The organism is Companilactobacillus ginsenosidimutans, assembly GCF_001050475.1.
Lineage (GTDB): Bacteria > Bacillota > Bacilli > Lactobacillales > Lactobacillaceae > Companilactobacillus > Companilactobacillus ginsenosidimutans.
In genome coordinates, this window is record NZ_CP012034.1 from 2,114,368 (window position 1) to 2,138,624 (window position 24,257).

General features: G+C 37.5%; 20 protein-coding genes. 9 read left to right on the forward strand and 11 right to left on the reverse strand.

Going from position 1 to position 24,257, the window contains the following annotated elements; translation table 11 throughout:
- The first annotated feature begins 113 nt into the window (after nt 1-113).
- From ABM34_RS10585 to ABM34_RS10595, 4 genes are all read left to right on the forward strand, one after another.
- On the forward strand, nt 114-1,637 hold the full coding sequence (locus ABM34_RS10585) for a Y-family DNA polymerase (RefSeq protein ID WP_048705615.1): 1,524 nt from the start codon (nt 114-116) through the stop codon (nt 1,635-1,637).
- Nucleotides 1,637-2,068, forward strand: a complete 432-nt coding sequence (locus ABM34_RS10590) for a hypothetical protein (RefSeq protein ID WP_048705617.1) — start codon at nt 1,637-1,639, stop codon at nt 2,066-2,068. Before ABM34_RS10585 ends, ABM34_RS10590 begins: the two co-directional genes overlap by 1 nt.
- 200 nt (nt 2,069-2,268) lie before the next feature.
- Nucleotides 2,269-2,403 carry a hypothetical protein gene (locus ABM34_RS13495; protein WP_257719935.1) on the forward strand — a complete coding sequence of 45 codons (135 nt, stop codon included), beginning with the start codon at nt 2,269-2,271 and terminating at the stop codon, nt 2,401-2,403.
- A 799-nt stretch (nt 2,404-3,202) separates the two neighbouring features.
- Nucleotides 3,203-4,330, forward strand: a complete 1,128-nt coding sequence (locus ABM34_RS10595) for a YdcF family protein (protein ID WP_083988311.1) — start codon at nt 3,203-3,205, stop codon at nt 4,328-4,330.
- 389 nt (nt 4,331-4,719) lie between these two features.
- Here the strand turns inward: ABM34_RS10595 and ABM34_RS10600 are convergent, their stop codons facing one another.
- The 5 genes from ABM34_RS10600 to ABM34_RS10625 form a co-directional block, all read right to left on the reverse strand.
- The gene (locus ABM34_RS10600) at nt 4,720-5,106 is read right to left on the reverse strand and encodes a YxeA family protein (RefSeq protein WP_048705620.1); all 387 of its coding nucleotides are present in this window, start codon (nt 5,104-5,106) and stop codon (nt 4,720-4,722) included.
- A gap of 261 nt (nt 5,107-5,367) precedes the next feature.
- Nucleotides 5,368-6,495, reverse strand: coding sequence for a 5-methyltetrahydropteroyltriglutamate--homocysteine S-methyltransferase (locus ABM34_RS10605; protein WP_048705621.1), 1,128 nt, complete (start codon nt 6,493-6,495; stop codon nt 5,368-5,370).
- Between the two features lie 17 nt (nt 6,496-6,512).
- A complete protein-coding gene (locus ABM34_RS10610; protein WP_048705623.1) occupies nt 6,513-7,640 on the reverse strand; it encodes a 5-methyltetrahydropteroyltriglutamate--homocysteine S-methyltransferase in 1,128 nt (375 codons plus the stop codon).
- 387 nt (nt 7,641-8,027) lie between these two features.
- Nucleotides 8,028-9,032: a D-2-hydroxyacid dehydrogenase gene (locus ABM34_RS10620; RefSeq protein WP_048705627.1), complete on the reverse strand. Its 1,005-nt coding sequence runs from the start codon at nt 9,030-9,032 to the stop codon at nt 8,028-8,030.
- A gap of 187 nt (nt 9,033-9,219) precedes the next feature.
- Nucleotides 9,220-10,200 (reverse strand): ketopantoate reductase family protein, encoded by a 981-nt coding sequence (locus ABM34_RS10625; protein ID WP_048705629.1) that lies wholly within the window; start codon nt 10,198-10,200, stop codon nt 9,220-9,222.
- Between the two features lie 511 nt (nt 10,201-10,711).
- Here ABM34_RS10625 and ABM34_RS10630 point away from each other — a divergent pair.
- Both ABM34_RS10630 and ABM34_RS10635 read left to right on the forward strand, forming a co-directional pair.
- Nucleotides 10,712-11,743: a branched-chain amino acid aminotransferase gene (locus ABM34_RS10630; RefSeq protein WP_048705631.1), complete on the forward strand. Its 1,032-nt coding sequence runs from the start codon at nt 10,712-10,714 to the stop codon at nt 11,741-11,743.
- 19 nt (nt 11,744-11,762) lie between these two features.
- A complete protein-coding gene (locus tag ABM34_RS10635) occupies nt 11,763-12,683 on the forward strand; it encodes an L-lactate dehydrogenase (protein ID WP_048705632.1) in 921 nt (306 codons plus the stop codon).
- A 432-nt stretch (nt 12,684-13,115) separates the two neighbouring features.
- On the opposite strand, the gene ABM34_RS10640 is transcribed toward ABM34_RS10635, so the two are convergent.
- From ABM34_RS10640 to ABM34_RS10650, 3 genes are all read right to left on the reverse strand, one after another.
- On the reverse strand, nt 13,116-13,676 hold the full coding sequence (locus ABM34_RS10640; RefSeq protein ID WP_048705634.1) for a hypothetical protein: 561 nt from the start codon (nt 13,674-13,676) through the stop codon (nt 13,116-13,118).
- Between the two features lie 196 nt (nt 13,677-13,872).
- Nucleotides 13,873-14,877, reverse strand: coding sequence for a D-2-hydroxyacid dehydrogenase (locus ABM34_RS10645; RefSeq protein ID WP_048705635.1), 1,005 nt, complete (start codon nt 14,875-14,877; stop codon nt 13,873-13,875).
- Between the two features lie 23 nt (nt 14,878-14,900).
- Complete coding sequence (locus ABM34_RS10650) at nt 14,901-15,821, reverse strand: DMT family transporter (RefSeq protein ID WP_048705636.1); 921 nt, start codon at nt 15,819-15,821, stop codon at nt 14,901-14,903.
- Between the two features lie 316 nt (nt 15,822-16,137).
- Here ABM34_RS10650 and ald point away from each other — a divergent pair, with 316 nt between their 5' ends.
- Both ald and ABM34_RS10660 read left to right on the forward strand, forming a co-directional pair.
- Nucleotides 16,138-17,259: an alanine dehydrogenase gene (gene ald / locus ABM34_RS10655; protein WP_048705638.1), complete on the forward strand. Its 1,122-nt coding sequence runs from the start codon at nt 16,138-16,140 to the stop codon at nt 17,257-17,259.
- A complete protein-coding gene (locus ABM34_RS10660; RefSeq protein ID WP_048705639.1) occupies nt 17,256-18,671 on the forward strand; it encodes an APC family permease in 1,416 nt (471 codons plus the stop codon). The genes ald and ABM34_RS10660 overlap by 4 nt, the downstream gene beginning before the upstream one ends.
- A gap of 45 nt (nt 18,672-18,716) precedes the next feature.
- Here the strand turns inward: ABM34_RS10660 and ABM34_RS10665 are convergent, their stop codons facing one another.
- On the reverse strand, nt 18,717-20,153 hold the full coding sequence (locus tag ABM34_RS10665) for a C69 family dipeptidase (RefSeq protein ID WP_048705641.1): 1,437 nt from the start codon (nt 20,151-20,153) through the stop codon (nt 18,717-18,719).
- A gap of 125 nt (nt 20,154-20,278) precedes the next feature.
- On the opposite strand from ABM34_RS10665, the gene ABM34_RS10670 reads away from it, so the two are divergent.
- A complete protein-coding gene (locus tag ABM34_RS10670; protein ID WP_048705642.1) occupies nt 20,279-21,574 on the forward strand; it encodes a nucleobase:cation symporter-2 family protein in 1,296 nt (431 codons plus the stop codon).
- A 563-nt stretch (nt 21,575-22,137) separates the two neighbouring features.
- Here ABM34_RS10670 and ABM34_RS10675 read toward each other — a convergent pair.
- On the reverse strand, nt 22,138-23,121 hold the full coding sequence (locus ABM34_RS10675) for a carboxylesterase family protein (protein WP_048705644.1): 984 nt from the start codon (nt 23,119-23,121) through the stop codon (nt 22,138-22,140).
- A 165-nt stretch (nt 23,122-23,286) separates the two neighbouring features.
- Complete coding sequence (locus tag ABM34_RS10680; RefSeq protein ID WP_048705645.1) at nt 23,287-24,171, reverse strand: aldo/keto reductase; 885 nt, start codon at nt 24,169-24,171, stop codon at nt 23,287-23,289.
- Nucleotides 24,172-24,257: the final 86 nt, after the last annotated feature.

Genomic DNA, 24,257 nt, shown 5'->3' on the forward strand with positions numbered 1-24,257 from the left:
GAGACAAAATAATTTGTCTGCATGGTATAATATTTTTATCGAACATAAGTTCTTAAATATACGGGCGCAGCTGATTGCACCTTTTTTGACGTTAATGATGGGAGGGTCCACGGATGATTGAGAACAAAAGAACGTACATGGCAATTGATCTAAAATCTTTTTACGCATCCGTTGAATGTATTGACCATGATTTGGACCCTCTGAACGCAAATTTAGTCGTGGCGGATAATTCCAGAACTGACAAAACTATCTGTCTGGCAGTGTCTCCAGCGTTGAAGCAATTTGGTATACCAGGCCGTCCTAGGCTTTTTCAAGTTGAACAAATCGTTAGAAAATTAAACCGTGAACGAGCTGATAAAGTATCCACTCATTTGACAAAATATTCTTCAATTAACCGTCAGCATTTATTAAACTCACAATCACTGAGAATCGGATACAAAGTAGTTAAACCAAGAATGAATTTTTACATGCATAAGAGTACCGAGATTTACGGAATTTATTTGCGATTTATCGAGGCCAAGAATATTCACGTTTATTCCATTGATGAAGTGTTGATGGACGTAACTGACTACTTAAAACAACATGATGTCACACCACATACATTGGCGAAAACTATTATTCAACAAATTCAATCTGAGACCGGTATTACAGCCACAGCAGGAATTGGCACAAATTTGTTTTTAGCAAAAGTTGCGATGGATATCGTGGCAAAGCATATTCCCGCTGATACAGATGGGGTAAGAATCGCTCAAATGAATGAGCAACAATACCGCAAATTATTGTGGGCACATCAACCATTAACGGATTTTTGGCGAGTTGGAAGAGGCTATGCTGCAAGGTTAGAGAAGCTAGGCTTGAACACGATGGGTGATATTGCACGATGTTCGTTAGGAAGTTTATCAGATGAATATAATGAAGAGATTTTGTATCACGAATTCGGTAAAAATGCTGAATTGTTAATCGATCACGCCTGGGGTCACGAGACGGCAACACTTGAGGACATTAAGAAGTATCGTTCAGATGATCATGGATTGTATTCCAGTCAAGTATTGATGAAGCCAACTTCTTATGATGACGGTTTGAAAATTGTGAGAGGAATGAGTGACACTCTAGCGCTAGATTTAGTTCAGAAAAAAGTTTTATCCAATCGAATTGGTTTGATAATCGATTATGACATAACTAGTCTGCAGGTAAATACAAGTTTTAGTGGCAAGTTGGTGGAAGACTGGTATGGAAGAAAAACGCCAAAGCCTGCTCACACAGCCACTAAGCTAACAGTTCCAACATCTTCTCAAACTGAATTGCGGCACATATTTATTTCAATGTATGAAAATATCGTCGATAACAAGATGCTTATCCGCCGTGTGACCGTAACTGCAAATCATTTGGTTGATGAAAACAAGGTTAAACACGCGCCTAAATTTACTCAAACTAATTTATTTGGAAATCCTGAAGAAGAAATAGTAAAAGATAAAGTTGCCGAAGAAAAACGTGCCCGCGATCACAAGATTCAGGAGACTATTTTGGATTTACAAAAACGATTCGGTAATCGCAATGTCATTTTAAAGGCTTCCGATTTGGAAGAAGGTTCGACCACTAAAGAGCGGAACAACCAGATTGGAGGTCATCACGCATAATGGATGAGAAGAAATTAATCGAGAAAAAGATATTCAATGACACTTCATCGTACGCAGATATTATGGATTTACCATATCAACCATCTAAACGACATTTGCCAATGAATCAACGTGATAGAGCCTTCCAATTTGCTCCATTTGGTGCCCTTGAAGGATTTAATGATTTGATCAAAAACAAGACGGAAATGTACTCAAAGAAAAAATATTCAGATGAAACTCAAGAACAAAAAATTAACCGTCAAATAAAATATTTACAAGCCCATACTGAAACCGTAGTGGATGTTAATTACTTCAATGAATATTCAGGTTATTACGAACATGTCAAAGGGACTTTTGAAAAAATCGATTCTGAAAAAGGGCGGGTGACTTTCGACGAAACTTCGATTGTCATTCCAAACATCAGAGAAATTAAACTAGTAAAAGCCCAATAATTTGTTTTACAATAAAAACAAGTTATTCAAAATAACACCTGGAAAATTAAGTGTTGTTAAAGGATTAGAAGAAAATCAAGACATTGAAAAATGATTTGGTACAATAAGCAAGTAAAATAGTTGTTGAATAATTCTTCCTATCCATTTATAATGGTATGGTTGATATTAAGAAATTAAAAGAAAGGGAGGAGGGATTTTAGATGTCACAAAATACACATAAAGGCTACACAGGTCACCGCCGTCCCGTAAATGCTAAGAACTCTGAAGCACGTCTTTCAGACACACAAAAAGTTATCGAGTTTTTAAAGAGTCGCGACGAAAAAGCAGCTAAATAATTTATTATTTGCATGATTGATTATTCTTAATCGGTTATGCTTTTTTTTTGCAGTTTTTTTTGATTGGTGGTTGGTTCACTTCCGTCCTCCGGGTAGTTTCGGCGGGGGCTGGAACGCTGTGATGCGATTTAATGGAACGTATGAGCTGAAGCTCATGCGCAACAGTTATAAAGTTGGCTATGCCAACGAACAATCAAGGTTGTCAAAACTCGCATTTTTCCTAACCTTGCCCCATGGCAAGCTAACGAAAATTCCACGGCTGAGCCCCCGGCGAAACTACCCTGCGAACTAGGTTTGATGCAAACAATAAATTTTTTTGGTGGGCCCGGAGTTTCACTGCTATACGCGGGATGACCTCATTTTTAAGTAAGAGGTATCTCTATCATCGTTGATAATTAAAAATTGATCAAAAGTTATTTGTGCTCAACTCATATTGATGTTTTCTTCTACACAGTAAATACAAATCAATATATGTGTATATATACATTTATTCAAAATTCAAATAGTGCTGAATTTAGTCTGAAGGTGGAGTACGACGGGCGAGCCAGCCGTGAGATTTCACTCGGCTCGGCCATAAGCCGAGATTTAGTGAAAGGTTGTAAAAAAAGACCGCACTTTGGCTTTTTTTCAACCCATGGCGTTCCGCCGCCCGTCGTACGGAACCTTCAGACGGCAGTTCACCTCTATCCCACCAACCCCATCTAAAATTAAGTTTAATTAAAGTTCAGCTTTAAAGATTGTTACCGCTTGCACAATCTGTTAATTTGATTTTGGAAATAAAATAATTGGGGGAATTATTATGACAATTTCTAAGAAAATTCTTTTTTCAGCAATAATATTAAGCTTCATCGTGCCAGCACCGGTTCAAGCTGCTGTTACTACTCAAAAGCAGGCTGAGAAGGTTGAGCAAAACGTTCAATCTACTATGCCTACTAAGCAGCGTTTGTCTGAGTTGAAGGATACTGCTATTTATTATTATTGGAATGGTGGACAGCTTAAGAAGAACGAAAAGAAAATCTTTAAGGGCGTTACGATTAAGAGTAACTTCGGAATTATGGAGCACTTGTTCAAACAAGCTATCAAGATTGATCCTCAAGATACAAATTTACAAATGGATTTGGCTTCGACTTACAGAATGGAAGATAAAAATTCTAAGGCTAATGATATTTGGAAAAATATTTTAAATGAGAAACCTACAAATTATAACGCTCGCTTGAAGTTGGCAGCTTTTGCCCACGCATCAGGGGACGATGAAACTTACAATACTAATATCACCCAGCTTCAAACTCAAAACCCAACAAAAACAGAAACATTTACAAATGCAATTCAACAAGCTGATGATATTGATAAATTGGATATAAATACTAAAGTTGCTAGTGATTTACCAAAAGACAGCAATCATTATTTTGTAGTGCTGGGATATGCACTAGGCAAGAACGGTAAAATGGAAAAAACAATGTTAGACAGATTGAATTTAATATTGAAAGCAGCCAAAAAATATCCTAAATCAAAGATCATGGTTTCAGGAGGAGTACCTCAGGACGGGGTCACAGAAGCATCTGCAATGAAAAAATGGTTAGTTAAAAAAGGAATCAATAAGAACAGAATCGTCAAAGAAGACTTATCAACTAATACAGTCGAAAATGCGTTATTCTCAATCAGAGATTTGAACACGAAAAAAGCAACAAGTGCCACACTAATAACAAGTTCAAGTCACATGAGAAGAGCATTCCTATTATTCAACATGGCTGAAGGAATCGTACAAAATTCAGCCACAACAAAAGCAAAACAACCAGCATTAACACAAGTAGCAGCAGTAGATGACAAGTCAATCCTTCATAAAGTAAAGACACCAGAAAAGAACGCCATCATGGATGACGTTCTCAGAATAAATGGAGTATGGCAATTGCCAGGACTACAGAGATAAAAACATTAAACGCCGGAAGGCGTTTTTTTTTAATAAGCGAATTGTGAATTAGATTGAGATTGATTTAAAAAATATGCTCATGGGGAAATACGTGATTAATCGGAAATACCAAATAATAAAAAATCGATTCCAAGAAGGAATCGATAGTTGTCGAATTAATAAATTCTGCTTAAATATCTGAATAGAGCTGGATTTAGTCTGGAGGTGGAGTACGACGGGCGAGCCAGCCGTGATATTTCACTTAGCTCGGCCATAAGCCGAGGTTTAGTGAAAGGTTGTAAAAAAAGACCGCACTTCGGCTTTTTTTCAACCCATGGCGTTCCGCCGCCCGTCGTACTCCACCTCCAGACGGCAATTCACCTCTATCCACCAGATATCAAGCAAGCAACTTATTCAGCTGCCAGTTTATCGTATGCCGCACGCGGCATGTTATTTTTGAATGCCTCTTCATATGAATAAACATATGCACCCTTAGTATCCAACTTCAAGTAGTGTCCTTGCTTCAGCTTTCCCATCCCAGTAAACTTCACCTGGTGAGGCTCACCCTCAGAGTCATAACTCTTCAAATCATACTCATAATTGCCATAGCCATCTTCATCAGCACCCTTGCTGTTGTCAATTTTGACATACCAAGAATCTCGTTTAACTAAAAAGTTGTATTGGCCTAATGCTTGTGAGAACTGGTCAGTTCGATCTTTAGTGTAGAGACATGCGCCAACGTAGGAGCCCCCAACAATTAATATAGAAATAAATAAAAACTTTAGTAGATTTTTCATTTGATAACTTCCTCCTGAAAAAAATACTAAAGCTTTTTAGTTTAAATCGAAATTTGTTCTGCTTACATTTGTCTTACGGAATTGTAAGTTACTTTTTGTCTTCGTCGTCGTGGAACCCCCAGTCAAACTTTAATGTATAGTCAACAATTCCGTTAAAAATATCTGCTACTACGTTCCACATAATTGACGCCTCCAAACATAGATAATATATTCTGTCCCTATGTCCTTTATAGCACATTGTGAAAACGTTTTCAATCTTTTTTAACCCCAAACTTCATCAATAACGGATTTAACCAGTTTTAGTTTATCCCATTGTTGTTCTTCAGTCAGAACGTTTCCTTCTTCGGTTGATGCAAAACCACATTGAGTTGATAACCAAAGACGGTCTAGCGGTAGATATTGACTTGCTTCGTTAATTCTATCAATGATATCTTGCCGATTTTCAAGTTTACCGGATTTAGTAGTAAGCAATCCTAAAACTACATTTTTATCTCCAGAAACTTTTGCCAAAGGTTCAAAACCACCAGAACGGTTTGAATCGTATTCCAAGAAATATGTATCAACATTTTCTTTAGCAAACAGTGTGTCAGCAACTGGTCCGTAACCACCGGAGAAAGCAAAATCAGAGTGATAATTCCCACGGCAGACGTGAGTATTGATGGTCAAGTCGTCTGGCAAATCTTTAAGTGCTCCATTATTTAGGTTTAGGAGGATATCTTGAATGCCAGAATCTGCATATGCTTTTCCATCAGAAGTTGAAAGAAAGTTTTCATCGAGGAATAGTCCCCATGAACAGTCGTCGAGTTGAATTACACGTGCACCTTCATCGTAAAATGCAATAATTGCATCATGATAAGCTTGTTCAATGTCATCAAATAAATCTTGTTCATTTGGATAAAATTCTTTGATCTTATCGGCATTTTCACCACGGATCAATTCAATATAAAGTTGTGAAGGGGCAGGAATAGTTTGTTTTGGTTGAACGCCCCCGATGTCATCAGTGACTGACTTAACAAAATCAAAATCTTGAATAAATGGGTGAGTAATAGGATTAAAACTGATTTTTCCAGAAAGGCGGGCAGTGTCGTCACGAGTTTCCTCGTGGGCAAAGTGATAGCCTTCACCATAATGAATGTGTTCTACACCTTCGAATCCCCAGAAAAAGTCGAGGTGCCAATATGAACGACGAAACTCGCCATCTGTTACATAATCCAATCCAGCTTCTTTTTCCTTGATGATCAAATCTTTGATGGCTTCATCTTCAATTTCACGCAAATCGTCAATTGAGAATTTTCCAGCTTCATATTGTTGACGAGCCAGTTTTAACCCTTTTGGTCTTAGAAAACTTCCTACATGTTGAAATCCAATTTTTTGTTTTGTTAAAGTCATAATTAATTCCTCCTAAGTTATCCCCAAACTTCTTTTTGAATTGATTTAACTAGTTCTAATTTTTGCCATTGTTGTTCTTCGGTAATTTTGTTACCTTCTTCAGTTGATGCAAATCCACATTGAGTTGATAACCACAGGCGATCGAGTGGAAGGTATTGGCTGGCCTCTTTGATACGGTCGATAATGACATTTCTGTCTTCCAATTCACCTTGTTTTGAAGTAATTAAGCCCAGTACAACACGCTTGTCCCCAGAAACTTTTGCAAGTGGAGCAAAGCTTCCAGCTCGATCTGAATCATATTCCAAGAAATACGTATCAACGTTTTCTTTACCGAATAAGTTGTCAGCCACATTGTCATAACCACCTGAGAATAAGTAGTCTGAATGGAAGTTACCACGACAAACGTGAGTATAAATTGTTAAATCGTCGGGAAGATCTTTAATAGCACCGTTGTTTAGTTCGAGATAAATATCTTGGACATTTTCAGCAACCAATTTTTTACCCTCATCAGATGCTAAGAACTTTTTATCAAGCAGGCGGCCCCATGAACAATCGTCAAGTTGAATATATCTAGCACCCTCGTTGTAGAAAGCTAAGATTGCATCATGGTAAGCTTTTTCGACGTCATTATAAAAATCTTGTTTATCGGGATAAATTTTATTTAATGCATCCAAGTTTTCACCACGTGTTAATTCTCGATAAAGTTGAGCGGGTGCTGGAATAGTTTGTTTTGGAAGAATTCCGCCAATGTCATCAGTAACTGATTTGAAAAATTTGAAATCTTTAATGAATGGGTGAGTTTCTGGATTAAAACTAATTTTGTCAGTTAAGATTGCAGTGTCATCTCTTGAACGGCCGTGTGCGAAATCGTAACCTTCGCCGATATGAGTATGTCTAACGCCTTCGAATCCCCAGAAGAAATCAAGATGCCAATATGAACGACGGAATTCACCGTCAGTAGCGAAATCTAGGCCAACTTCTTTTTGTTGTTCAACAAGTTTTGTGATGGCTTCATCTTCGACTGCACGAAGTTGATCGTGTGAAATATTATTGTTTTCAAAATCATTTCTTGCTTCTTTCAAAGCTGCTGGTCTTAAAAAGCTACCTACGTGTTGAAATCCAATCTTTTGTTTTGTAATTGTCATGTTAATTCCTCCTGAAATTTATTAAATTGCTTATTTACTGTAAAAAAAATCGTCCCTACAATACAGATTTTCTCTGCTTGTAGGGACGATTTCCCGTGATACCACCCTAATTCGTATTTTGCTTGTACAAAATACCTCAACGACACTAACATGTCCGGGATGATATCGCATCCTTGCGTACCTTTGGCTTTCACCTAGGTAAGACTCCGAGCTCATGTTCAAATTTTTGTTCGTTCCGTCCTTGCACTATCTGACGGTCGCTAGAAAACTACTTAAAAATTCTACTCTTCTCTTCAACGTCTAATAAAGTTAAATAAGTTTTAATTGATTGTGGAATAATATACTTCTGAAAAAAATGTTTGTCAACAACCTTGATGAATTTTTTTATTATTCAGTAATATCAACAGGATATTTTGGTGCTTTACCTTGGAGCATCTTCAAATTGTCGTTCAATGAATCAAAAATCATATTGTGAACGGCAGTTGTCGTATAAAAGGCTGTATGTGGTGTGATGATTACATTATCACGATTAATTAAAGCTTGGAATTGAGGATCCTTCACGTCCGCGATGCTATCAAATTTCTTTTGGAAGACATCATTTTCACTTTCTAAAACATCTAATCCGGCACCACCAAGTTTGCCACTATCAAGAGCAGCAATTAAGGCATCTGTATCAACTAAGCCACCACGAGCTGCATTAATAAAGATAGCCCCATCCTTCATTTTGTCGAAGGCATCTTTATCGATCATATGAATATCTTTTTTAGCTAGAGGAGTGTGAATAGTAATGATATCTGATTGTTCCAAGACTTCATCTAGGGTTTCCTTGTATATTCCCAAGTTTTCTAGAGCTGGATTAGGGGCGATATCGTAAGCAATTACTTTTGCGCCCATGGCCATCATGATCCGTCCGACAACTGAACCGATATGACCAGTCCCAATGATACCAACTGTTTTACCGTTAATTTCTTCACCAATGGTTGGGAACCATCTGAAGTCAGCATTGGCAAATTTTTTATCAAATTCAGGTACTCGACGAAGCAAACGCAAAATTAAACTAGTTGTGTGTTCAGCAATTGCGTTTGGTGAATATACTGGTACGTATGTTAAAGAGAGTCCGAAGTCACGCAAATCTTGAAAATTAAATCCATCCAAGCCGACGTTACGAACTGATATTTTACTGATACCAAAGTCTTGTAATTTCTTCAAAGCTGCACGTTGATATGGTTGAGTCTGAACCATAACTACACCATCGGACCCCTCAGCTAATTCAGCAGTCTCTGGTGTAAAAATTTCGTGAGTATAGTCAATTTCGACATCTGGATGAGCTTTATCCCATTCCTTGAGGTAACCTTTTTCGTCTTCTCTAATTCCGTATAGGTAAATCTTCATGTCAATCCCTCTTTCGATTTTTAAAAACATTAGATAAATTAATGTTTTCTAATAATTTAATTATTTTAAGTTTAACGCATTTTTCCCCAATTGTAAGTGAAATTAATGAGAACGCAAAAAGGCATACCGCTGACTAATGACGGTATGTCTTATTTTTGAAGGATTTATAAATGGATTGAACTAAATATTATGCATCGGCTGTTTCTTTAGTAAGCGTTGCTGGATCAAAATCACGTGAGAATTCTGCCAAATGAACGAGATTCCTCAAATAATCGTGAGTTGTTGCTTCGTAATGATATTTTAGACCGAGTTCATAGATGTAACCGTTGATATAATCCACTTCTGTATTACGACCTTTTGACATATCTTGATACATGGAAGGGTAGTGTAGAGGGTTTGTTGTGCTACTTACGAATTTGACAGTTTGCCACTCTTCTTCACGTGTATTGAGCAAGGTAATATTTGCTCGCTCGCAGACATCAAAGGCTTCGTTGATCAATTGGCGGCCTAGTTTTTCAGCAACAGGTGATTGAATGAATTCACCCATTTGGATTTCAAACATTGTACAAAGAGTGTTAACAACAGAGTTGAAAATAACCTTTGCCATAAGTGTTCCTAAGAAATTTGTTGTCAAAGTGGGGTTTAGATTCGCTTTGGTAAACTCTTCGACAATTTGATTAGTTACATCATCTGGTTTTTCAGTTTCATTTGCCATATGCATACTTCCAGCACCGGCAGCACCAATGAAATCAACATCTCCAGGTCCATTCAAAACGGTACCAATCAAAGCCGTGGCACCGATAACTTTAGATTTATCAAAGTATTGATTAAGCTTATCGATATGTCCCATTCCATTCATAGGTGAAACAACATATTGGTTATCATTAAATGCGTGAGCAGTGCGTTTCAAAGCATCTTCAAGTTGCATTTGTTTAGTGAATACGATCCAAACATCGGGGTTTCCTTTGTATTCTTCGGGAGTATATATGTTGACGGGCACTAGATGTTTGTTCTCATGATCACGTGATACGAAGACTCCGTTTTGTTCACGAATCTTGTTAATTTGTGGATCCCAAATTTCAACGAAATCAACGTCGAATCCTGCTTCTTGTAGTAAAACACCGTATCGCAGGCCCATTGCTCCTGCACCTAGTACTGTATATTTCATAATATACGCCTCCTAATAAGTTGCCAGAATTATTAAATTTTAATTATAAAATGTCAAGTGTTTTGCAGGAGAATCCTCATAAATTTAATCTAGTTTAATTTTGAATAAAGTAGTACATTTTGGATCAAAAAATAAATTAACTTTTTTATTTTAATAGCTTCAATGTGCAGTAACATGCTCTTAGTTCAAACTTAAATGATATAAATATTAAAAAAATGTTGACAATCTAAAGACCTGGTCATATGATGAAATCAACTTAATTCTAATTATTCTCTAATTTAAGTTAAAAATTTCAAGGAGGTAACAACAATGCTCAGTTTAATTTCATTAATTATTATTGTCGTGATTATTTTGCAGAACAACTTGGACTTTGTTGGAACTTTCGGGAATCGATGCTTAGAGGCTCGAGAAGGTAACTAATAAAGATGGCCAAGTTGATTATTCAACGTGGCCGTCTTTTTTTTGTTTTTTAGAATGAGTGAAAATATATAGTGTAAGAGGAGATAATCACATGGCAAAAGCAGATGCATCAAAATTAGATTGGAATAATCTTGGATTTGAATATATGGACTTACCTTATCGTTTTACAGCCCATTGGAAAGATGGTAAATGGCAAGACGCTGGATTGACTGAAGACGCAACTTTACATATCAGTGAAGCATCACCAGTTCTTCATTATGGTCAAGCAGCTTTCGAAGGTATGAAAGCATACCGTACACCTGACAATCATATTCAATTATTCAGACCTGACAGAAATGCTGCCAGACTTAGAAATTCTTGTGAAAGACTATTGATGCCTGTATTCCCAGAAGATAAATTTGTGGATGCAGTCAAGGAAGTTGTTAAAGCAAACGCAGACTTTGTTCCTCCATATGGAAATGGTGCAACAATGTATCTCAGACCATTGATTATCGGTACTGGTGGCGTAATTGGCGTCCACGCAGCACCAGAATATATTTTCACAATTTTCGCAATGCCAGTTGGTAACTACTTCAAGGGTGGTTTAACACCAGTCAACTTTACAACATCACAATATGACCGTGCTGCTCATAAGGGTACTGGTCAAGCTAAAGTTGGTGGTAATTACGCTGCCAGTTTGTTACCTGGTGAAAAAGCACATGACAACGGATATGCTGACTGTGTTTACTTAGACCCAGTTGAACACCGTTATATTGAAGAAGTTGGATCAGCTAACTTCTTCGGAATCACAAAAGATAACGTATTCAAGACTCCAAAGTCACCTTCAATTTTACCAAGTATCACAAAGTACTCTCTACTATATTTGGCAGAACACAACTTAGGTCTTGGTGTATCTGAAGAAAAAATTGATGTTCATGACCTTGATCAATTTGCTGAAGCTGGGGCATGTGGTACCGCTGCTGTTATTTCACCAATCGGCGGTTTGGAACACGACGGTAACCTTCACACATTTTATAGTGAAACAGAAGTTGGACCTGTCACAAAGAAATTGTATGACACATTAACAGGTATCCAATTCGGTACAGTTGAAGCTCCAGAAGGATGGGTACAAACAGTAGAATAATCGAAATGAGGGAAGACTAATGAGAAAATTTGGAATAATCGGTGTCGGACACGTAGGCGTAACAGTCGCATATACTTTGGTAACCAAAGGAATTGCTGACGAATTAGTATTAATTGATTCAAATGAGAAAAAAGCAGTCGCAGAGCAACTCGATTTGGAAGATTGCCAAGCGAGATTAGATACGACTACTAAAATTAAAGTACAGGATTATTCTGAATTATCAGATGCTGACGTCTTGTTCGTAACTGCTGGAAACGTTGCTTCACTTCAACATCACGACGGAAATCGTTGGGCAGAATTTGAATATACACGTGAAATCGTTAAGAATATCGCACCCAAAATTGCTGATTCGGGATTCAACGGTGTCTTGGTCGACACAATGAATCCTTGCGATGCAATTGCTCACTATTTGCAAAGGGAAGCTGGTTTCACAACAGCTCAATGCATGGCAACCGGAACATTTTTGGATACGGCACGTATGCAAAGGGTCGTTGCCGAACAATTTGATACCAATTATAAAAATGTTACTGGTTACGTAATGGGCGAACATGGCGCATCACAATTTGTAGCTTGGTCAACAGTTAAGGTTAATGGACACCCATTGATGGAATATGCTAAAGCAAACGGAAAAGATTTTGACTACGATGCTTTGGAAGAAGAAATCAGAATGGGAGGCTGGGCAGTCTTTTCTGGAAAAGGTTATACTAGTTTTGGAATTGCAACTTGCGCAGTTAAGTTGGCACAATCAGTAATCTCTGACGCTCAACTTGAATGTCCAGTTTCTTCTTATAATGAGAAGTACGATACTTATATTGGTCAACCGGCAGTTGTCGGGAAAAACGGTATCGAGTATGTTAACCAGATCGAATTGCCTCCTGATGAAGAAGCAAAATTGAAAAACTCCGCTGATACTATTAAAGAAAAATTTGCGACAATGTAATTAATTAGATGGGATGGACAGTAATTTGTTCATCCTATTTTTTTGGGGAGTTGGCTGCCGCCTGGAGGTTCCGTACGACGGGCGGCGGAACGCCATGGGCGAATCCATAAGCCAAAGTGCGGTCTTATGGATTGCCTTGTTGTAAGGCCGGCTTTATGGCCGAATAAGAACAAAGTGAACGTACGAGCAACAGCTCGTGCGCAACAGCTTTGGTGTTGGCTACGCCAACGAACAACCAATGAAGACGGCTGGCTCGCCCGTCGTACTCCACCTCCAGGCTAGTTCTACTCAAACTTTTTTTCTTGTGACCACTAATATTGTTTATATGATGTTTGTTGGATACATAGGTTAGTTCCACACTGAACGATGTAAAATAAATAGAAATCAAAAAGTAGCCAGTCAATTTAATGACTGGCTATCTATTTTATTATGTTAATTTACTTTTTCGATTTTACCAACAGCAATTGGTAATGTGACGTGAGCGTCGTAATCTCCGACGGATCCGCCGATTGTATTTGGTAATTCTAAACTATCTGGTACACCGTGAATGTATATTACTCGTTTATCTAAATTCAGTTCGGTGTCATCGAATGCTTCTTTAAATTTCTTTTCTAAAATGTCTAATGGAACGACACGTTCGTATTCAAAATGACCGTTATCATCAGATACAGGATATCCATCATTGGGGATGTTCATCTCTTCTGGTGCATCATTAAAAGGAACCATTGTTGTGCCAGAGACTGGTTCGGTTTCTGGTAGATCAACGAAGCCGTCTTCGTTAGTATCTTGAGCGATTGTGGCAATTTTTGCATCTTTCCCATCCGGAAAACCGTGGAAGTGTTCCCAGTGCTGGGTGTTTTTAGGTGTATCATTCATTTCAATTTTAATATCAAGATTATTTCCGTCCACAGTAAATGAAGCGGAGCCGTGAGCTTTTGTACCGATTTTATCTGCGTTTAGTGGAACGATTGAAGCAATATACTTTTCGACCATAATCAAAACCTCCCAATATTATTTAAAAGCAAGATAAGCTTATGATAATAAAATTGATAAAGCAAATAAAAAAGACCAGCTAGCTATTAAGCAGGCTGACCTCGTTATTCAAATTTCTATTAGTAAATTTGTATAATAATAATCTAAAAATGAAAACAATCACAAAAGATCTATGCGATTTAATTACTATTAAATTTTATTTTTTAGAGAAAACTAATGTATCTGGAATCTTTCCTTCAATCAAATCTTTATTTGAATCAAAGGATACTTCAATCATATTACGTACGGCGGTTTCAGTATAAAATGCGTTGTGTGGAGTCAGAATAACATTTTCACGTTCGGCAATGTTTTTAATGATTGGATCTGGAAGCTTTTCAATGCTACCCCAATTTTTACCAAAAACGTTGTTTTCGTGATCCAAAACATCAAGTCCTGCACCGGCTATTTTGCCACTGTCCAAGCCTCGAATTAAGGCATCGTTACTGATTAACTCACCACGGGCACAGTTGATTAAGTAAACTCCGTCTTTCATTTTGGCAATTGCGTTGTCGTCGATCATATATGCATTATCAGAAGTTAATGGTACGTGTAATGTGATTACATCTGATTGTGCATAGAGTTCATCGAGAGTATCAACGTATAATCCTTGTTTCTCAATGCTGTCATTATGATAAACATCATACGCAATTACTTTCGCGCCAAATCCTTGTAACATTTGAATGGCGACTCGGCCAATGTGTCCGGTTCCGATTACACCAACTGTTTGTTCACGATATTCTTTTCCAATTGTTGGTGCCCAAGTGAAGTCACCGTTGTCGAATTTTTTATCGACTTCTGGAATGCGTCTGAGTAAACGACCGACCATTAATACAGCATGTTCGGCAATCGCGTTTGGTGAGTATACTGGAACATTGGACAATTTCATATCGAAATCTTTAAGATCATTGAAGTCGAAATTATCATATCCGACGTTTCTGATAGAAATATTTTTGATGCCTAAGTTATTTAATTTTTCAAGTGATTCACGATCATATGGTGTTGTTTGAAGTGTGACTACACCGCTGGCACCATTAGCTAAATCAGCTGTTTCAGGTGTCAAAGTTTTATCAGTGTATCCAACTTCAACATTTGGATTTGCTTGTTCCCAGTTTTCTAGTGATGTTTTTTCATCTTCGCGAATTCCGTAAGCAAATATTTTCATATTAAGTATATTTTCTCCTTCAGTTACTTTGTATTCGTGTCATATCGACTTAGCAAGTAAACTGCTACTACTACAATAATACCACCAATAATTTCGATAAAATTAGCAGCATAGGAAAGGAAAAGTATGCTTAAAATCAAAGTTGTGAAAGGTTGCACAGCATCAGTGATACTGATGGTTGCTGCTGTGGCATATTTAGTACTGAATACCATAAGAAGAAAGGCGATAACGTTACTTAGCAAGATAACTGCTGCAACACCTAACCAGCCTTGAGTATTAAGTTTTGGTACATTTTGCCAAATGGGGTGGAAAAAGTTTGAAAAAATACCGGCAAATAACATTCCCCAGCCGGTTACCAATAACCCGTTGTGTTTAGAAATTATTTGTTGTGGAATAACGATATATAAAGCGGCGGTAACACCACTACCGATACCCCAAAATAGTGCGGACATTGGGATTGAGAGATGACTAAAATCACCGTGTGTTATCAACAATACAACACCGACTAAGGCGAGAATGAATGAAATGATATCGATACGTAATATCTTTTTATGGAAGAAAAGAACTGATCCTACCATGATGAAAAGTGGTGATAAGTACTGCAGAATTGTTGCTGTTGAACTATTTCCAAGTTTTATTGCATAGAAGAATGTGTACATATTCATCCATAGACCAAATATTGCAAATGCTAGTAGGGTAAGTAGTTCCTTCCAGTTTTTGAATACTGAGAAAAACTCTTTACGAGGTACAACGAAAGCTGCAGCTACTAATAGGATAATTCCTGCTACGGTTGTACGAGTTCCAACAAACCACATTGCAGGAATGGCACCATTCTTTGCAACTAGTTGTTGTACTGCTCCAGAAACACCCCAGGTAATTGAAGCGGATAGTGCTAGTAAGAACCCTTTGTTCAAGGTCTTCTTGATATCTTTATTGTCTTGCATGAGACGCCCCTCCGAATAAAAAAACTATTACGCCTATTATACATTTTCATCACTAGAATAGGGAGAAAATTAATAAAAAAATAGATTGGTATATGTATTCTTGCAATGATAACCGGTCATATACAAAGATTGTGAAGTTCGTAATATGTTGTTGCTATAAAAATTTGCTGATTTGCATACAAAAATACTGATATAACGTTAATTATTAAAGCTGGTCTAATAATATAATAAAAATTTATATTGTGAAATTTACAAAATCTTGCAATACTGCATTTGCGACATGAAAGCGATTTCAAAATTTTAAGGAGGCATCATCATGAAAATTGGTATACCTAGAGAAATTAAGAATCACGAGGAACGTGTTGGTATTACACCAGCAGGTGTCACAAATATGGTCAATGCCGGTCACAAAGTAATAATTGAGACTGACGCTGGTCTTGGCTCCGGTTATAATGATTCACAATATCAAGCAATGGGTGCAATTATTGGAACTGCCGAAGATGCTTGGGCTTGCGACATGGTTATTAAAGTTAAAGAACCGCTGGAATCAGAATATAAATATTTTAGAGAAGACTTAATTATATATACATACTTACACTTGGCTGCTGACAAACAGTTAACTGAAGCATTATTGAAGAGTAAAACAACCGGAATTGGATACGAGACAATGGTTGGCCCTCGTGGTGGACTTCCATTACTAGTCCCAATGAGTGAAATTGCTGGACGTATGTCAGTTCAAGTTGGAGCTCATTTCTTAGAACAAGTTAATGGTGGCAAAGGCCTACTTCTAGCTGGTGTTCCCGGTGTTAAACGTGGTGAAGTAACAGTTATTGGTGCTGGGACTGTTGGATTTAATGCAGCTAAAATAGCTGTTGGATTGGGAGCTAACGTTACAATTCTTGATATCAATGCGCAAAGATTGGCTGAAGTAGAAAATATTTTTGATGGAAAAGTTCAAACATTGATTTCTAATAACCACAACATTGCTGAGTGTGTTAAGAAATCAGACTTAGTAATTGGTGCTGTATTAATTCCTGGTGCCGTTGCTCCAAAACTAGTTACAGAAGAAATGATTTCAAGCATGGAACCTGGTTCGGTTGTCGTTGATATTCCAATCGATCAAGGTGGAATTTTCGAAACAAGTACCAAAGCTACAACTCATGATGATCCTGTCTTTGTGTCACACGATGTTCTTCATTATACAGTTGCAAATATTCCTGGCGCAGTTCCCAAGACTGCTACTGAAGCACTTTCAAGTGCAACGATTCCTTATGCAATTCAAATTGCTAACAAAGGTTTAGCAGAAGCTGCTAAAAATAATACAATACTTACTGGTATTAATACATTTGACGGAAAACTTACGGAAAAGGCTGTAGCGGAAAGTCTCAATATGAATTATGACGCATTTCCTGCTAACGCTAATCATGCAATGTCATGAATAGGAAAATAGATATAGACGTATTATTAGCTAATGCTAATAAGGGTGATCGGAAGAAAACTTTAGGATTGTTTGACCTATCAATTTTAGGTATTGGGGCAATTATTGGTACTGGTATTTTGGTACTAACGGGTATAGTTGCCGCAACTGATTCAGGTCCCGGAGTGGTTTACTCGTTTCTGATTGCCGCTCTTGCAAGTGGTCTAATTGGTTTATGTTACTCAGAATTAACAACTAGTATTCCTAATTCTGGGAGTGCTTACGTTTATGCATGGGCTTCAATCGGCCAAACGGTGGCGTTCTTTGCCGGATGGACTTTGCTAGGCGTTTATATTACTACTACTGCAACTGTTGCGAATGGTTGGTCGGGATATGTCCATTCGTTTTTCTCAGAATTTGGAATAGATATTCCAAGAGCATTAATAACGTCTCCATTTAATGGAGGTATTATCAATTTACCTGCTGTGTTAATGATTTTTCTAGTAACATTTGTTCTTACAAAAGGTACAAGTGAAAGTAAACGACTTAATAACTTCTTGGTAGTTGTAAAAATTGCTATTATTCTACTATTTGTTATCGTAGGATTCTCCGACGTCAACCGAGGTAACTGGAAACCATTTCTGCCATTTGGTATTTCGGGAGTCTTTGCAGGTGCATCAACTGTATTTTTTGCCTTCCTTGGGTTTGATGCTTTAGCGACATCGGCGGAAGAAGTAAAAAACGTCCAGAAAAACCTACCACGTGCTATCATTATCTCCCTGGTTGTTTCAACATTAATGTATGTCGTGGTTAGTTTAGTAATGACGGGTATCATTAAATACGATCGACTCAATGTTCCAGAAGCAATGTCCTTTGTCCTCCTTCAGAAAGGTCATAACGTAGCGGCACAAGTAATCTCCGCCGGAGCAATTTTGGGTATCATTGCGGTGGTTCTAGCGTTCATATATGCTTCTGCCAATATTATGATGTCCATGAGTCGTGGTGGATTCCTTCCTAAGAAATTGTCGATTCTCAATAAAAAAACAGGTAGTCCCAACAAATCATTGTGGTTGATTGGCTTGATTGCAGCAATTTGTGCCGGACTTTTAGATATAAAAAACTTAGCAACCTTTGCCAACGTTGGTTCGCTATGTGTATTCTTCCTTATTTCATTAATGGTTATTTTGCTTCGCAAACAGCATCCGAATTTAACAAGACCATTTAAGGTTCCCTTTGGTTACACCATTCCAATTTTATCAATGATTGTCTGTGCGTTCCTTCTATTCAATTTACCCCTAAGTGCATATTTGAATTACGCCGGATGGTTAATAATAGGTTTAATGATGTACATGCTTTATTCGGTACGACATGTTGATGCGAGTCAATCTATGGAAATTGTAGATGATGAAGAATTGGAAATAGACGTAGATTAATTGGATACAAAAAAAAGCTGAGAAAATTTCTCAGCTTTTTTCGTTCTAAAGGTTTTTATCCATGTCAAAAGTAAGTTTTGATAATCTAACACCTTGTGTGTACAAATCACCAAATAGTTGATGAGCTTTTTCTTCCATATGAGTAACAACTTTCTTATTGCGTTCAGTTAAGAATGCTGTAAGTTCATTGCCTGTATAGTCTTTAGCAAGTTCATCTGTTTCAGCGATTGCAGTACGGAAATCTTGTTTGCATTCAGTAAGATAATCAGTGTCAGCTTGAATGAATTCAGAATAATGTGATTCAACAAGCATTGATAAGGCATTGTACATCCAATATGCATCCTTAAATTCAAATTTTGGAGCAACTTCACGATATGATTCAGGAGTTTCATCCATATTTGTATAGAAAGGAACATAAGGTGTGAAACTAGGGAATCCAACACATAGCCACATGATTGCAGCAACTTCTTCAGGAACATCGTTTCTGATTTGAAGCACATGTGAGTTTTGAGTACGGTTCAAACCAATTGGACGATAACGATACTTATCTGCATCAGATGCATCAGGACTATATGGATCATATGGTGTCTCATTGTAGTGAGAACCCAAAACATATTCGATATCTTCAACATTGATTTTGTGATCAGTTTTCATGATGAATGGTAAATCACCGTCTTCTGGATCTTCTTCAATTTCTGGATTGAAGTATTTGTGACCATACCAAACACGTGATGTGTTGTAGTGACGATCTTTCAAGTTTGTTGTTCCAAAAATATGTCTGAAATCAAAACCAGTTTTGTCAGTATTCAAATGATATTTTTCAACGAACTCTTGGATTCCATCTGACCACATGAATTGATCTGGATCATTGAAGTCAACTTGTTGAATTGAAACACGGTTGGCAGCAACAGCATAACTATCATCAGGAATACGTTGGGCAACCCAGTGATGACCAGTAACGATTTCCATATACCAAATATCGTCTTTATCACTGAACAAAAGTGAGTTTCCAGCTGGTGAGCCAAATTGTTGAATCAATCCGGCAGTGCGTTGAACTGCGCCTTTAGCTGAGTCCACGAATGGTAAGACCATACGGACAATAACATCCTCATCCATACCATCTTTTACTAGTGGATCATAAGCAAGTGCACGTTCGTTACCATAAGTACTTTCAGTAGCTGACATAGCAACATTGGCACCATTGATACCACTCTCGTCGTAATATCCAAGTGTTTTGTAATCAACATTAGGAACTGCAGGCCATTTGTAATTATCAGCAGGTAATTCACACTCAAATTTGTTCAAATAAGATTTAACTTTACGTCCAGTTTCGCCTTCAACAGCTGGATGCATAACAAAATTTTGAGGATTGATTGGATCGAAAGTATCGTCGTTTCTAGCAATCATTGTAGAACCATCGATACTGGCATTTTTACCAACAAGGATAGAAGTACAGGCGTCCTCTAAATGATTTTTATTCATTATAATTGGAACCCTCCTAAGTAAGATACTTTAATTCTAGCATAGCTATAACTATATTTATGGATATCGACTTTTATATTTTCCGAAATTGATGATATAATTTCTTGAATAAGTAGGGGGCAATCATGGATTTAAAAATGGATAAAAATGAAGGTGGCTTCTTCAAAAACCTTGTATTAGGTTTGCAACATTTATTAGCCATGTATTCGGGGGATATTTTAGTTCCAATTTTAATAGGTACAGCATTAGGCTTTACACCTACACAGATGACATATTTAATCTCTGTCGATATTTTTATGTGTGGGGTTGCTACACTGCTTCAAATTAAGCGGACACCTTTGACAGGTATTGGTTTGCCGGTCGTTTTAGGCTCTGCCGTCGAGTATGTAACGCCGTTACAAAATGTTGGACATCACTTTGGTGTTGCCTACATGTATGGTGCAATTATCGCTGCCGGGATTTTCATATTGTTGATTGCTAAATTGTTTGCCAATCTACAAAGATTTTTCCCACCAGTAGTTACTGGTTCATTGATTACATTAATTGGATTCACTTTGATTCCAGTTGCTTTTCAAAATATCGGTGGCGGGGATGCCACTGCTAAAAATTTTGGTAGTCCTCAAGATTTAATTCTTGGATTCGTTACTGCCTTAATAATTATCGTCTTCACTATTTGGGGACGTGGATTTATCCAACAAATTGCAGTATTAATCGGAATTGTAGCTGGTTATGTAATTGCCTTCTTCATGGGACAAATTGGTTTCGCCAGTGTAAATTCAGCTCACTGGTTCCAAGTTCCAATTCCATTTTATTTTGCTACGCCAAAATTCGAATGGTCATCAATCGTCATCATGCTATTAGCAGCATTAACCTGTATGATCGAATCGACTGGTGTTTATTACGCATTAGCTGAAGTTACTAAACGTGACTTGAGTAAAAATGATATGCAAAGAGGATATGCCTCAGAAGGTATTGCTGCTATTCTTGGTGGTATTTTTAATACATTCCCATATTCAACATTCTCACAAAATGTTGCCATCGTTCAATTGTCAGGAATCAAGAAAAATAAGCCAGTATATTTCTCAGCATTCTTGCTTATTTTACTAGGTTTAATTCCCAAGGTTGGTGCAATTGCCACGTTAATTCCTAACTCAGTTTTAGGTGGAGCAATGCTAATCATGTTTGGGATGGTTGGTGCCCAAGGTATCAAGATGCTTTCGAAAGTTGAAATGACTAATAGCAACTTATTGATTATGGCTGTTGCTATTGGACTGGGTCTTGGTGTTACGGTTCAACCTCATTTATTGCATTTCCTTCCATCAACGTTACAAACTATTCTTAATAATGGTTTGGTTGTGGGAAGTTTCTCAGCAATTATTCTAAATATGGTATTGAATCCTAAGAGCTTGCGGAAAGATTAGAGGTTCACTGCCGCCCTCCGGTCAGGTTCTTGGGGGCCGTGGACGCTGTGGCTTGTTCGGAATCCGAAGAGCGGTATCCCGAAGCAAGCTTATTGTAAACGAGCCCTTTGGCTCGTCAACAATAAATTCACGGCTTGGGCCCCCAAGAAGCTGACCTGCGGACTAGTGTTTCTCAAACTTTTCGATTTGGTGGTTGAAAGGTTGTTCACTTTAAGTTTCTCTATCTTTTGATTTAATAAATTTTAAATACAACACGACTAATTCATATTCAATGGTTTAGTCGTTTTTTTGTGTTGTTATTTTAAACAAAAAAGGTATCCTCTCCGTTTAAGAAGAGGATACCTATGAAAGTAGTTTTAATTTATTGAAACAAAATACTACCGTTAACTAGTCTGGAGGTGGAGTACTGCGGGGAGCCAGCCGTGAGATTTCACTTAGGTCGGCCATAAGCCGAGGTTTAGTGAAAGGTTGTAAAAGTAGACCGCACTGTGGCTACTTTTCAACCCATGGCGTTCCGCCCCCGCAGTACGGAACCTCCAGACGGAAGTGAACGTACTACCAAACTACTTAGACTGGTTGTAAACCCAGTCACGCACTGCGGGTACTGTGTAACCGTAATCGAATGAAGCCATGTGTTCCATACCTTGACCAGAATCGTCGAGGACAGTTCCAGTTTTCCAAGTAATGAAGTTGGCATTATTGTTCTTATCAATCAGCTTGTTAGCTGCTGTATTCTTAGCCTTTGCTGAAATTTTGGCATCTAGTGTTGTTGAAGAGTAGGATTTGCCATCTTTCTTCAACATTTTCTTCAAATCTTTTTGTCCTTTAGATGCATTTGAATCGCCACCACCGGCAAAGTAGAAGAATTTCTGATTCTTGAGTTTTTCTAGTTGTGATACTTCCCATTGTGATGATGTGTAAAGTGTTGCGGCAAATAGTTTTGGATAATGTGAGTTGAGGTAGAACATTGTCATACCACCCATTGATTGTCCGGTACCATATAATCTGTCTTTGTTGATACTGTATTGACCTTCAATTTTATTTAATAGATCTAAATATGTTTGAACGTTTTTCTTAACTACTGCGGAACCATATTCTCCCATTCCACCTGAAACTGTTGATGAATCAAAGACTGGAATTAAGACGAAACTTGCGTGTTTCTTTTGTTCTGCTTTTGTTGCCCAGATGCTACCACCATATCCTTGAGTAACACCCTTGATTGTGCTTTGTCCTGTGACTGAATCGTCAGGAATAAAAGTCATCATTGGATATGATTTGTTTTTATCATAATTTTTTGGGACGTATAAATTGTAACGGAGTGTTACGCCAGTTTTCTTATCTTTGTATGATAATTGTTTGAATTCTGACTTAACCTCTTTGGTTACCTTTGATAATGATGGGTCTGCTTTTGGATCATTTGTATCAGTTTTCTTAAAAGAACTGGAATCCTTTGAATCTGAAGATGAACTACTTGATGAACAAGCTGTTCCTATAATTGCAAACATCGCCAATAAGACGAATAGTAATAACGTTTTCTTTTTCTTCATAATAAAGTTCTCTCTCTCCTCGGTTTATACTATATTAGTAATCCTTTAAACTTAAAATAAACTTAAACCCAAACTTGACCCTCCTCGGATACAATCATAAATCACCAAGATACAAAAAAATATCCCTAAATTATATTTAGAGATAATTTTATTCAAAACTATTATTTAGTCATTCCATTGTTTGACTGAATCCTTCATGCCAGTAGGGTTTCCGTGCCAATAAAAGCCACTGTACCAGAGATCACGAGCTTCATTATCGTATGTATTGATTTCTTGAACATCTTCATTACTTAATTCAAAATCAAAAATTTGGGTGTTTTGAATTAATCTTTCTTCGTGGACGGATTTTGGAATTGTGATGACATTTTGCTGCAAGTCCCAGCGTAATATTATTTGCGCTACGGACTTGTTGTACTTAGCAGCAATTTTCTTTAAACGTTCATCGTTTAGTACTTTGCCACCACCTAGTGGTGACCAGGCTTCAAATTGGATGTTGCGTTGTTCACAATAATTTCTAATATCTTCTTCTTGGCAAAGGGGATGGAATTCCATTTGATTTATTGTTGGTTTAACTGATCCATTTTTTAAAATTGTTTTTAGTCTAGTGATATTGAAGTTTGAAACTCCGATGGCTCGCGCTTTTCCTTCATGATAAATTTTTTCGAGTGCGCGCCATGTATCTAAATATTTGCCATCAACTGGCCAGTGGATTAGTAATAAATCTACGTAATCCGTTTGTAGTCTCTTTAATTGATCTTCAAAGGCTTCAAGGGTCGATTCGTATCCTTGGTCACCATTAAAAATTTTCGTTGTTAAAAATATATCTTCACGTTTCATGTTGTTGTCAGCTAGACCTTTTGTTAGTCCTTGACCGACTCCGGCCTCATTGCCGTATTGTTTGGCAGTATCAATTGCACGGTATCCGTGTTTGATGGCCCATTGAACAGATTGAGAAGCACCAGCGTTGTTAATTTTCCATACACCCATGCCCAATCTTGGCATCTTTACGCCGTTATTAAGAGTAATAGTTGAATCTAGTGAATAATCCATATCAACACCTCCAAACATCATTATAACAATTAATATTGTGATAAGAAAAAATTAGCATGCCACTGGTATAAGCCTCCGTGGTACAA